The sequence below is a fragment of the Peptoniphilus sp. HMSC062D09 genome (genome assembly GCF_001811425.1).
In the GTDB taxonomy this organism is placed as follows: domain Bacteria; phylum Bacillota; class Clostridia; order Tissierellales; family Peptoniphilaceae; genus Peptoniphilus_A.
Map to the genome: position 1 here is coordinate 1 of NZ_KV804727.1, position 12410 is coordinate 12410.

General features: G+C 34.8%; 14 protein-coding genes. 13 read left to right on the plus strand and 1 reads right to left on the minus strand.

What is annotated here, in order from left to right; translation table 11 throughout:
• Positions 1-243 precede the first annotated feature (243 nt).
• Positions 244-741 (plus strand): YbaK/EbsC family protein, encoded by a 498-nt coding sequence (locus HMPREF2801_RS05730; RefSeq protein WP_246829984.1) that lies wholly within the window; start codon positions 244-246, stop codon positions 739-741.
• Positions 742-835: 94 nt separating this feature from the next.
• On the opposite strand, the gene HMPREF2801_RS05735 is transcribed toward HMPREF2801_RS05730, so the two are convergent.
• The gene (locus HMPREF2801_RS05735; protein ID WP_070611127.1) at positions 836-1426 is read right to left on the minus strand and encodes a TlpA family protein disulfide reductase; all 591 of its coding nucleotides are present in this window, start codon (positions 1424-1426) and stop codon (positions 836-838) included.
• Positions 1427-1603: 177 nt separating this feature from the next.
• On the opposite strand from HMPREF2801_RS05735, the gene HMPREF2801_RS05740 reads away from it, so the two are divergent.
• The 12 genes from HMPREF2801_RS05740 to HMPREF2801_RS05795 all read left to right on the plus strand — a co-directional run bounded on the left by HMPREF2801_RS05740 (position 1604) and on the right by HMPREF2801_RS05795 (position 12356).
• The gene (locus HMPREF2801_RS05740; protein WP_070611128.1) at positions 1604-2551 is read left to right on the plus strand and encodes a nucleoside hydrolase; all 948 of its coding nucleotides are present in this window, start codon (positions 1604-1606) and stop codon (positions 2549-2551) included.
• Positions 2548-3099 (plus strand): ECF transporter S component, encoded by a 552-nt coding sequence (locus tag HMPREF2801_RS05745; RefSeq protein WP_070611131.1) that lies wholly within the window; start codon positions 2548-2550, stop codon positions 3097-3099. Before HMPREF2801_RS05740 ends, HMPREF2801_RS05745 begins: the two co-directional genes overlap by 4 nt.
• A gap of 282 nt (positions 3100-3381) precedes the next feature.
• A complete protein-coding gene (locus HMPREF2801_RS05750) occupies positions 3382-3705 on the plus strand; it encodes a hypothetical protein (RefSeq protein ID WP_070611133.1) in 324 nt (107 codons plus the stop codon).
• Positions 3692-5638 carry a V-type ATP synthase subunit I gene (locus tag HMPREF2801_RS05755; RefSeq protein WP_070611135.1) on the plus strand — a complete coding sequence of 649 codons (1947 nt, stop codon included), beginning with the start codon at positions 3692-3694 and terminating at the stop codon, positions 5636-5638. The genes HMPREF2801_RS05750 and HMPREF2801_RS05755 overlap by 14 nt, the downstream gene beginning before the upstream one ends.
• Positions 5639-5648: 10 nt before the next feature.
• Entirely contained in the window at positions 5649-6119 is a 471-nt protein-coding gene (locus HMPREF2801_RS05760; RefSeq protein ID WP_019124184.1) for a V-type ATP synthase subunit K, read from the plus strand.
• Between the two features lie 8 nt (positions 6120-6127).
• Entirely contained in the window at positions 6128-6676 is a 549-nt protein-coding gene (locus HMPREF2801_RS05765; RefSeq protein ID WP_070611137.1) for a V-type ATP synthase subunit E, read from the plus strand.
• Between the two features lie 17 nt (positions 6677-6693).
• Positions 6694-7686 (plus strand): V-type ATP synthase subunit C, encoded by a 993-nt coding sequence (locus tag HMPREF2801_RS05770; RefSeq protein ID WP_070611139.1) that lies wholly within the window; start codon positions 6694-6696, stop codon positions 7684-7686.
• Positions 7679-7993 carry a V-type ATP synthase subunit F gene (locus HMPREF2801_RS05775; RefSeq protein WP_070611141.1) on the plus strand — a complete coding sequence of 105 codons (315 nt, stop codon included), beginning with the start codon at positions 7679-7681 and terminating at the stop codon, positions 7991-7993. Before HMPREF2801_RS05770 ends, HMPREF2801_RS05775 begins: the two co-directional genes overlap by 8 nt.
• Before the next feature lie 27 nt (positions 7994-8020).
• Complete coding sequence (locus HMPREF2801_RS05780; protein ID WP_070611143.1) at positions 8021-9790, plus strand: V-type ATP synthase subunit A; 1770 nt, start codon at positions 8021-8023, stop codon at positions 9788-9790.
• The gene (locus HMPREF2801_RS05785) at positions 9783-11198 is read left to right on the plus strand and encodes a V-type ATP synthase subunit B (RefSeq protein ID WP_070611144.1); all 1416 of its coding nucleotides are present in this window, start codon (positions 9783-9785) and stop codon (positions 11196-11198) included. The genes HMPREF2801_RS05780 and HMPREF2801_RS05785 overlap by 8 nt, the downstream gene beginning before the upstream one ends.
• Positions 11198-11881 (plus strand): V-type ATP synthase subunit D, encoded by a 684-nt coding sequence (locus HMPREF2801_RS05790; RefSeq protein WP_070611146.1) that lies wholly within the window; start codon positions 11198-11200, stop codon positions 11879-11881. The genes HMPREF2801_RS05785 and HMPREF2801_RS05790 overlap by 1 nt, the downstream gene beginning before the upstream one ends.
• Positions 11882-11981: 100 nt before the next feature.
• Positions 11982-12356 (plus strand): lactoylglutathione lyase, encoded by a 375-nt coding sequence (locus HMPREF2801_RS05795; protein WP_070611148.1) that lies wholly within the window; start codon positions 11982-11984, stop codon positions 12354-12356.
• The last annotated feature ends 54 nt before the right edge of the window (positions 12357-12410 follow it).

The window sequence follows — 12410 nt, forward strand, 5'->3', positions numbered from 1 at the left end:
AAGGGCGAGGAAACTCGCTCTTATTTTTTTGAAGTTTTTTACTATTCAAAAATTTTGACTTTATGTCAAATATTAGGGAAACTCTTAACTCGAGTCTCTTTATTTATTGGCTTTATAATTTCTTTTTGGGAGTAAATCTCTAGCCTATATTTTATGTAAATTTAGAGAGGTTTAACTTTAAAAAATTTTTAAAAAATTTAAGAAGCCCCCAGTCTTTTAACATAAAAATTATTTTGTGATATAATGATAAAAATTTATGGAGTGAGAGAAATGAGCATAGAAAAAGTTAAAAATTATTTTAAAGATTTTGGTCTTGAAGATAGGATAATTGAATTTGATACATCTAGTGCAACTGTGGAACTTGCAGCAGCAGCCCTAAATTGTCAGCCAGAAAGAATTGCCAAGAGCCTTTCCTTTATGCTAAAGGATAAGATAGTAATAGTGGTGACAGCTGGAGATGTGAAAATTGACAACAAGAAGTTCAAAGAATTTTTTGCCACTAAGGCAAAGATGATTGACAAGGATAGGGTGGAAGAGTTAATCGTTCATGAAGTGGGAGGAGTCTGTCCCTTTGCCGTAAAGGATGGCGTAGAGGTATATCTCGACCAGTCCCTAAAAAGATTTGACACAGTTTTTCCAGCTTGCGGATCTAGTAATAGCGCCATAGAATTTACATTAGATGAGCTAGAAAAACATTCAAAGTATAAAGAGTGGGTTGATGTCACAAAAAGTATGGAGTAAGAAAGGATATAAAAACTTTGTGCATACTGACAAATAAATAAAAACTTATAAAAAAAGATGAGCTCAATTGAATGAATTGAACTCATCTTTTATATTATTTGTTTTCTTCTATTAATTTGTCAAGTGTTGCCGCGAGACTATCTTTGTCTGCTTGACCAACGAAACCACCAAGAACTTTTCCTTCGCTATTCACAAAGAATGTTGTTGGCATTGCAGTTATATTTACCAAAGTATCCTCTGTAGTTGAGTTTGGCATTATATTTGTGTAATTTGTGCCTGCATTTTTCAAAATTTGTTGAGCTTCTTGGACATTTGTATCCATGCTTGCATTAGTATCAACAACAACACCAAGGAAGTTTATCTTATCCTTGTATTCATCATATAATTTTGCTAGATCAGGCATTTCCTCTTTACATGGTCCGCAAAAAGTTCCCCAAACATTTACAAGGGTTAATGGTTTTTCTTTGTAAAAATCTTCTGATTTTACTGTGTTGCCATTAACAATATCAATAGTGTGAAATTCAAAATTCTCAATTGGCATTTTGTCTAATTCTATTGCGCTTGCTGTGGTTTTTTCTTTTTCTTCGCCTTTATTTGTATTATCAGTAGGATTATTCTTTTTGTTGCAAGCAAAAAGAGTTAGAGCTACTGCAAATAAAATCAATACTTTAAAAAGTTTTTTCATATAATCACTCCAAGTTAAATTTTTAATTTTGCCTACTTAATTTAATTTTGCCTTAATTCATTATACTTCAAGCCTTTAAACTTGTCTATTTCAAATATTTATTGTATAATAAGTTTCACTTGTTCGGGAACTCCAAGTATAAAAAACTAATTGTTCTCCAAAGAAATGGAGGTAAAAATGAAAAAAATTATTATCGACGCAGATCCCGGGATTGACGATTCCATTGCCATTATCTTAGCAAATAATGTAGCGGAATATGATATCCTCGGGATCTCTTTAGTTTCGGGAAATGTGCACGCAGAAAAGGGAAGGAAAAATATCCTAAGACTTTCAAAGTTTTTAAATCATGATTTTAAAATTTACATGGGAAGCACATCTCCTCTTTCAAAGGAATTTATTAACGCAGAGGACACTCATGGCGAAGATGGTCTCGGTGAAACTTATCTACCTTATGAAGAAAAAAAATCAGAGGGCGATGCCATAAACTTCTTAGTTAATGAGGCGAGGAAGGGTCAGCTGACAATTTTTGCCCTGGGACCACTTACTAATATTGCCAGAGCCTTAAAAAGAGATAGAGCCGCCTTTAAGGACACTAGGATAATTATAATGGGCGGCAACTTTAAGAGCCATGGCAACATGAGTCCTGTTGCTGAATTTAATTTTTATGTGGACCCAGATGCTGCTGACTATGTCATAAAAAATGCTCCCAATAAAGTTGAGATTTTGCCCCTTGATGTGACTAGAAAATTTGTCTTGACGCCAAGTATTTTGTCCTACATGAAGAGATTAAATCCAGAAGTGGGAAATTTTATTGAAAAGATAACGGATTTTTACATGGACTTTCACTGGGAATACGAAAAAATTATTGGTTCAGTGATAAATGATCCCTTAACTATTATTGCAGAAAGAAAGCCAGAATTTTTTAGGAGCAGAACTTTTAATGCAGAGTGCATAACAGATGGACCTGCAAGAGGCATGCTCATGGTAGACGAGATGAACTTCATGAAGAGAGAAAAAAATATAATACTCTATGAAGACTTAGATGTCTATGAAGTTTGGAAATATTTTTTAGAAGAAATTACAAAATGTGAAGTTAATGAGAAAATTTTGGGTGATCTCCTATGAAAATTACTTCAAAGAAAATCACATTTATGGCATTATGTATTGCAATAAATTCAGTAAGTGCCTGGCTTGCCGTAGTATTAAAACTACCAGTATATCTTGATTCTATTGGAACAATAATGGCTGGTTTTTCTTTTGGCCCAGCTTTTGGAATTTTGACAGGAATTATTTCAGCCTTTGCAAATAGTATAGGAGATCCAATTGCAATTTATTTTATGCCGACGCAAATTGTGGTGGGATTTACAGCAGGTTATTTTAAATTTTTAAAGAGGGATGATATTGTCTCAAAACTTTATCTGGCACCTGCCATGTCCCTTCCTGCAGCAATTTCATCTGCCCTAATAGCCACTTATCTCTTTGGCACAGTGACAACGGCTGGCTCGTCTTATATTGTTCAAGCCCTTCGCGCCATTATGGATATTTCAGATTTTGCCATTGTTCTTGGCGTGCAAATTATTACAGACTATGCCGACAAATTGCTTTCAATTTTGTTAGTTTCAAAAATTTACAATATGAATGCCTTTCAAGACATTTTGAGAAAGATAGATTAATAAATTTAATAAAAAATTTTCATCCACTGCTTTTTTGTAGTGGTTTTCTTTTTAACAAAAGTATTATTTATTTTTGCTAAGTCATTAGAAATTAATTTTTATCTTACGATTGATAAAAAAACTACAAAAATTATAGCTTTTTCTTTTAATTTTAAATAAAGAAATTCTATTAGGGTATCAAGTAATCATAATGAAAATTAAATTTCTTATGTTTATGGTTAAATAATAATTTAACAAGTGATATAATTAATTTAAGAAAGATTTTACACTGGAGGTGATTTAGTGTCAGATGATGCAGTAAAAAGAGTTAAAGACACTGAAGCTGAGGCAAAAAAAATTATTGACGATGCAGAAGTTAAGGCTGAGGAAATTATTAAAAATGCCAAATCTCTTGCAGAAGAATCCTATGACAAAATTGTCCAAAGGGCAAAGATGGAAAAGGATGCTTTCTTGGAAAAGGCAAGGGCTGAAGGAGAAGAGTCCGTTGTGCCAATAAGAGAAGAGGCGGCAAAAAAGATTGCTGAAATTTCAAATATTTCCAAAGACAAAGAAGCTGAAATTGTAAAGTCAGTGGTAGAGAGGATTGTGAATAATGGCAATAGTTAATATGAAAAAATTCAAACTCTTTATCTTTGATAGGGACAGGGCTAAACTAATTGATAAATTTCAAAAGTTTAATTATGTTCACATTGACGAGTCTCGCTTTGATGCTGATTTTTCAGAAGACGATTTCACAAGACCTAGATCTTCAGAAGATTTAATTGAAATTGACGACAAAATCAAAAGGTCAAAGGAAGACATTGATCTGCTACTTCAGTTTAAGGATAAGGAAAATCCTCTTAAGGCAATGAAAGAGGGAGTAGAAGACATTAGCTTGGAAGAGCTTGCTGCTAGGGCTCTGGCATTTCACTTTGAAAAAATCGATGGGGAGATTAAAGCTTTAGTAGAGGCTAAAGACAAAAACAACAGCAAGATTCAAAACATCGATTCAAAGATTGGTGAATTGAAACCTTGGGAAGACCTTTCATCTTCAGTAGACGGCTTGAATAATATGGGTTCTGTAAACATTTACACAGGCACCGTTTCTTCCAACCATGCGGCTGAATTTGAAAGTGAATTTATAAAAAATGATCTTGCCTACCTTGATAGGGTCTCCAAGGACAAGAATTTTTATTATTATCTAATGATAGTGGAAAATTCTGTTGATGAAAAGATAAAATCCCTATTTTCAAGCTATGGTTTCACGCCTATAAACATCAAGGCAGATGGAAAAGTCAAGGACAAGATAGAGTCCTACGAAAGAGACAAAGAGTTTCTTTATGAAAAAAATAAAAACATAGAAGAAGACTTAAAGACTTATTTAAAATATTTGGAAGATTTTAAATTTTCCTATGAATTTTATCGAAATGAAAAAATTAAGATAATGTCAGAGAGAAAATTTTTAAAGACCACTGAACTTGACCTCATAGAAGGTTATGTTCCAAGCGACAAATTAGAAGGCTTTGAAAATGAAATTAAAAAAGTTTGTGGCGAAAATTATTATCTAAATGCAGAAGATGCAAATAGAGACTCTGAGAAAGTGCCAATTTTACTTAAAAATAATTCCTTTGTAAGTCCCTTTGAACTTATGACGGAAATGTATTCTATGCCAAGATACAATGAAATTGACCCGACGCCTTTCTTTGCGCCTTTTTATTTTATATTTGCAGGCATAATGGTTGGCGACTTTGGCTATGGTCTTTTAGTATTTTTGGGCACGCTTTTTGCCCTTAAAAAGTTTAAGTTGACGGAAAAGAAGAGAAGATTTATAAAATTCTTCAATTATCTTTCTATTTCCACAATAATATTTGGACTTGTATTTGGTTCCTTCTTTGGAGGAATAATCGAACTTCCAGCACTTATAGATCCAGCAGAGGATTCAACACTTTTAGTAATTCTCTCACTAATACTTGGTGGCATTCACATATTCTTTGCCCTTGGCATCAAGGCTTATATGAATATTCGCGATGGCAAACCAAAGGATGCCCTTTATGATGTTGGATTTTGGTACATGGCAGTTTTGGGAGCAATTGGATTTATCTTAAGTAAATTCCTTCCACAAGTTGCAGCCTTTGGCAAAGTATTCTTGGTAGTAATGGTACTTGGCATGATAGGCATTGTGGCAACTGGTGGTAGAGAAGAAAAATCCACTGGTGCAAAAATAGGTTGGGGAATTTATTCCCTATATGGAATTTCATCTTATCTTGGTGATTTCGTATCTTACCTAAGACTTATGGCGCTAGTTTTATCAGGTTCCTTCTTGGGACTTGCCATAAATATGATTGCAGGAATGCTTTTTGAGTCAAATATACTTGGCAAATTATTTGCAATAGTAATTTTTGTGGTATTCCAATTATTTAATGCCTTTCTTTCTTATTTGTCAGCTTATGTTCATACAGCAAGGCTTACTTATGTAGAAATGTTTAATAAATTTTATGAAGGTGGAGGCATACCTTTCAAAAAAATGATAGAAAATTCAGATTACTTTAATATAGACTAGGAGGATTAATATGTTAAATGGATTAATGGGAGAATATGGTGGATTGATTTTAGGATCACTTGGGATCTTCTTTGCAGTTGCACTTTCAGGTGCAGGCTCTGCTAAGGGAGTAGGTATGGCAGGTGAAGCTGCTGCAGGAGTAGTAATTGATGAGCCAGAAAAATTTGGTAAGTCACTTGTACTTCAACTACTTCCAGGTACACAAGGTCTTTACGGATTCGTAATTGGACTATTTATTTTATTTAGACTTTCACCAGATGTTCCAGTAAACACAGGATTTATGTACATGGCAAGTGGTGCCGTAATTGGTCTTGCTGGACTTGTATCTGCAGTTGCACAAGGAAAAGTTTCCGTTGCAGGTATAAATATCTTGGCAAAAAATGAAGAACAACAAGCAAAGGGTATTATCTTTGCAGTAATGGTTGAACTTTATGCAATTCTTGCCTTTGCAATTTCATTCTTTATACTATTTAGAGCCTAGGTGATACTATGGCAGGACTTGAAAATATTTTAAATAAAATTATTGAGGATGCAAAGACTAAGGCTGATGAAATTATAAAGGAAGCAGAAGAAAAACAACATATTGTTGTAGAAAAAAGAGAAGATGATGCAAAATTTTTAGCTGATAAAATTAATGAAATCTCTATAAAAGAAAGAGAAGACCTTTTAAAAAGGGCAAAGTCCAGTGCTGAATTAAAGGCAAGAGATGACATCTTATCTGAAAAGCACAAGGTAATTGATGAGGTCCTTGAAAAGGCAATAGGAGAGCTTGAAAATTTGTCAGAAGAAGATTTTGTAAAATTCGTAAAAAATAATGTTGAAGGTGTAGAGGACAAAAATTCTATATTAGATGTGCCAAGTAAATATAGAGCTGCAGTAAAAAAAGCTGATCTTGGCTTTAAGGTATCTGATACTGATGTAGAAAGAGGCTTTGTCCTACACAATGGAAATTTAATTTACAATGGCGACTTTAGGTCCCTTGTAAAATCTGAAAGAGAAGAGTTGGAAAAATTTTTGGCTGAAAAACTTTTCAGTTAAGAGGAAAAGGTGGTTAAATGGATAGAAGTAAATTTATCCAAAGTTCTACAAGACTTAGGGTCATGGAAAAGGAACTTTTAAAAAGTGAAAACTTTATAAGAGCTTCTGAGACAGAAACTTTGGAAGACGCACTAAGATCTCTATCTGATACAGTTTACAACAAGTATATAAATAAAATCTCTTCTCCCACAGAGTATGAATATATTTTAAAAGAAGAACTCACAAGTTTTTATGATGAACTTTTTGATATTTCTCCTTCCAAAATTCCTATTCGTCTCATTACCTTAAAATATTTTTACCACAACTTAAAGGTAATTATTAAAGAAGATATTGGGAAAAAGGACTTAAAGGATCTCTACATGAACATTGGAGATTTTGACTTAAAGGAATACAGAGATGCCCTTGTAAAAGGGAATAAGAGGAATAAAAACATTGAACTTATTCAAAGGGTTGAGGAGCTTTACGAAGAAAAGAAAGATCCACAGCTAATTGATATTTATCTCGACAATGCCTACTTCACTGAACTTCTTGAACTTGCAGAAGAGTCTCAAGTGGACTTATTTATAGAATACGCAAAGAATTTAATTGATTTTACAAATATCAGGACACTTCTAAGGGCTAAGAAGCAAGAAAAAGATGTGGAATTTTTAAGACAAATAATCATTGAAGGTGGCAATGTCAGAAAAGAAACTTATTTGGATTTATTAAATAGAGAGCTAAGTTCAGATACAGATGTCTTTAAAAAACTTGAGATTTACAAGTATATAAAAGAGGCTCTTGATTCCTTTAAGGAAAGGGGAAATCTTTCAGACTTTGAAAGAGAGATGGACAACTACTTTATAGACTTGATTAAGGATGTAAAGTACATCACCTATGGTCCAGAAGTTATTTTTGCCAATGTCTTGGCAAAGGAAATGGAAATTAAAAATCTTAGAATTATTTTGGTTTCCAAACTAAATGGACTTGACAGTGAATTTATTAGAGAAAAGTTGCGTGATACTTATGTATAAAATTGCAGTTATTGGCGACAAGGACTCAGTTCTATCCTTTAAGGCAATTGGGATAGATGTCTTCGTCAGCTACGAAGAAAAGGATGCAAGGGTAAAGGTTGATGCTCTTGCCAAAAAAGATTATGGCGTAATTTATATTACAGAAGAACTTGCTGCAAAAATACCAAATACTATAGAGAGATATAATGACAAATTATTGCCAGCAATTATAGTAATTCCTTCAAACAAGGGAACTCTTGGTATTGGTATGAAGAATTTGAACAAAAATGTTGAAAAGGCAGTTGGAGCAAATATATTAGGTGATTAATCACCTTTTTATAAAGGAGGAGCTTTATTGAAATCAGGAAAGATAATTAAAGTATCCGGACCACTAGTTGTAGCATCTGGCATGGAAGATGCCAATGTCTATGACGTAGTAGAAGTTTCTAAAGACAAACTAATTGGTGAAGTTATTGAAATGAGAGGCGACAAGGCTTCCATTCAAGTTTACGAAGAAACTACAGGTATTGGCCCTGGAGATGAAGTTTATACAACAGGAGCACCACTTTCCGTTGAGCTTGGACCTGGAATGATCGAGCAAATGTTTGACGGTATTCAAAGACCTCTTGTTGGACTTAGAGATGAAGCCGGAGACTTTTTAAAAAGAGGAGTTACAGTAAATCCTTTAAATAGAGAAAAGAAATGGGAATTTAAAAAAGTTGCAAAAGTTGGAGATTCTGTTGAAGCAGGAGATATCCTTGGCACAGTAGAGGAAACAGCAGTTGTAACTCACAAAATCATGGTTCCCAATGGAGTAAAGGGTAAGATCAAAGAAATTAAAGAAGGTTCTTTTACTGTTGAAGAAACTATTGCAGTTATAGAAACAGAAAAGGGCGATAAAAATCTTACAATGATACAAAAATGGCCAGTAAGAAAGGGAAGACCCTACAAGAAAAAAATTGATCCAAAGGAACCTCTTGTTACTGGACAAAGAGTAATAGATACATTTTTCCCAATTACAAAGGGTGGTACTGCTGCCATACCAGGACCTTTTGGTTCAGGAAAGACAGTTGTACAACATCAACTTGCAAAATGGGCAGATGCACAAATAGTTGTCTATGTAGGTTGTGGAGAGCGTGGAAATGAAATGACCGATGTACTTATGGAATTTCCAGAGCTAATGGACCCTATAACTGGTCAGTCAATTATGAAGAGGACGGTTCTTATTGCTAACACTTCTAACATGCCAGTAGCAGCTCGTGAAGCATCAATTTATACAGGAATTACAATTTCAGAATACTTTAGAGATATGGGTTATTCAGTTGCCATGATGGCAGACTCTACATCTCGTTGGGCAGAAGCCCTTCGTGAAATGTCTGGTCGTCTTGAAGAAATGCCTGGTGACGAAGGTTACCCAGCTTATCTTGGCTCAAGAATTGCAGAATTTTATGAAAGAGCTGGTCGTGTAATAGTAAATGGCTCTGAAGAAAGAGAAGGGGCACTTTCAGTTATAGGTGCAGTTTCTCCTCCAGGTGGAGATATTTCTGAACCAGTTACACAAAATACACTTAGAATCGTAAAAATATTCTGGAAGCTTGACTACGATTTGTCTTACCAAAGACACTTCCCAGCTATTAACTGGATCGATTCCTATTCACTATATCAATCTAAGATTGACAAATATTTAGATGAAAATGTAGACAGAAGATTTTCAAAACTTAGAAAGAGATCTATGGCCCTTCTACAAGAAGAAACTTCACTACTTGAAGTTGTAAGACTTGTAGGTCGTGACACACTATCTGACGAAGACCAAGTTAAACTTGATACAACTAAGTCAATTCGTGAAGACTTTTTGCAACAAAATGCCTTCCACGATGTTGATACTTTCTGTCCACTTGAAAAACAATTTAAGATGCTTGACACAATCCTTTACTTCTACGACAAATGTCAAGAAGCACTAGAAAAGGGAGTCTACTTTAGCGAAATTGAAAAACTTGATGTAAAAGAAAATATTGCCAGAATGAAGTATCTTCCTAATGATGATTTGGGAAAAATCGACGCAATAAAAGATAAAATTGACAGTGAACTTAAAGAATTAGAAGAGGTCGGTGATGTAGATGCTTAAAGAATATAAATCAGTAACAGAAGTCGTTGGACCTCTTATGACTGTTGAAGGAGTAGAAGGTGCAGCCTACGAAGAACTTGTGGACATCGAACTTCAAACCGGCGAAAAGAGGCGTGGTCGTGTAATTGAAATTGAAGGCGACAAGGCCATGGTTCAAATCTTTGAAGGTTCCAGTGGAATTAACTTAATGGACACAAGCGTAAGATTTTTAGGAAAGCCACTTGAACTTGGCGTTTCACCAGACATGATTGGTAGAGTCTTTGACGGACTTGGTGAACCAATTGACGATGGTCCAAAGATTATTCCTGAAGAAAAAATAGATATTAACGGAACTGCCATAAATCCAGTTTCAAGAGACTATCCATCAGAATTTATTCAAACAGGTGTATCTGTAATTGATGGACTTAACACCCTTGTTAGGGGACAAAAACTTCCAATCTTCTCTGAAGCAGGACTTCCACACAACGAACTTGCAGCACAAATTGCAAGACAGGCTACTGTACTTTCAGGTGGAGACTTTGCCGTAGTATTTGCAGCCATGGGTATTACCTTTGAAGAAGCTCAATACTTTATTGACGACTTCACAAAGACAGGAGCCATTGACAGGGCGGTATTATTTATGAACCTTGCCAATGACCCAGCCATTGAAAGACTTGCAACACCAAAGATGGCACTTACTGCAGCAGAATATTTGGCCTTTGAACTTGGAAAGCACGTACTTGTAATTTTGACAGATATGACAAATTATGCAGAAGCCCTAAGAGAAGTATCTGCAGCAAGAAAGGAAGTACCAGGTAGACGTGGTTACCCAGGCTACCTATACACAGACCTTGCAGGTATTTATGAAAGAGCAGGAAGAATTAAGGGAAGGGAAGGCTCTATTACACAAATTCCAATTTTGACAATGCCAGAAGGGGACATCACTCACCCAATCCCTGACCTTACAGGATATATCACTGAAGGACAAATAATTCTTTCGACTGACCTTTATAAGCAAGGACTTGAACCACCAATTAACGCCATTCCATCACTTTCAAGACTAAAAGATAAGGGAATTGGTGAGGGCAAAACTCGTGAAGACCATGCTGATACAATGAACCAAATTTATGCAGCCTACACTGCAGGTAAGGAAGCAAAGGAACTTTCTGCCATCCTTGGCGAAACAGCCCTATCAGATACTGACAAGGCCTTTGCAAGATTTGCCGATTTGTTTGAAAAACAATATGTATCTCAAGGTTTTGAAACAAATAGACCTATTGAAGATACTTTGAATTTAGGTTGGGAACTTTTATCTATAATACCTAGAACAGAACTAAAGAGAATTGACGACAAATTAATTGAAAAATATTTGGGCGATAAGGAGAAAGATTCTAAAAATTCTGAAAATTTAGAAAATGAGGGATTATAATGACAAGACTTAAAGTAAATCCCACAAGAATGAATTTGTCCATACTAAAAGACAAATTAGACAATGCTGCTAGAGGTCACAAACTTTTAAAGGACAAGCAAGATGAACTTATGAGACAGTTTATCACTCTCATAAAGGAAAATAAAAAGCTTAGACTTGAAGTAGAAGAAAAACTTCAAAATTCCTTTAAAGCTTTTCTCATGGCATCAGCTGCTATGAGTCCAGAAATGCTTGAAGAAGCAATTTCACTTCCTACTATGCAGACTCTTGTTGAAATCAAAAAGAAAAATGTAATGTCTGTTGATGTGCCAGAGATGGAATTTATAACAAAAAAGACATCTGAAGATGCATCTCGCTACCCTTATGGATATGCACAGACAACATCAGACCTTGATGCTGCTATAGACGATCTTACAGAAGTCATGGAAGAACTTTTGACTCTTACACAGAAGGAAAAGGCAGCCCAACTTCTTGCCAATGAAATCGAAAAGACGAGAAGGAGAGTAAATGCCCTTGAGTACAAGACAATTCCAGACCTAGAAGAGACAATAAAATATATTCGCTCAAAGCTTGACGAAAGTGAAAGGGCAAATATAACAAGGCTGATGAAGGTTAAGGACATCATCTCCAAGGACGAGATGAAGGAAGAAAAATTAGAAAAAGTAAATGCAGAACTTGCATAAAATTAAGCCGGAGAATCTTCTCTGGCTTTTTTATATAATTTGTAAAAAATAAAATGTGTACCAAGCTAAATTATTGGTATAAATAAATTGGAGGGATGTTATGAAATTTTTACACACAATGATTAGAGTAAAGGACTTGGAAAGATCTGAAAAGTTTTATAAAGAAGCCTTGGGTTTTGTTGAATCAAGGCGCAAGGATTTTCCAGAAGATGAATTTACACTACTATATTTAAAACTAGAAGACTCACCCTATGAACTTGAGCTGACATATAATTATGACGGAAGGGACTACACAATTGGCGACGGCTACGGTCACATTGCCATTTCTCACAAAGACATAAAAGCCTTTAGAGAAGAATTAAAAGAAAAGGGCTATGATGTGACAGAACTAAAATCCCTATCTGACAAATCAGATTCCTACTTCTTTGTTAAAGACCCAGATGGATATAAAATCGAAGTAATAGGGGAAAAATAAATAAAGATAAAGTCCACATCAAAGTGAACTGACCCCCAAAAGTTGGACTAACAA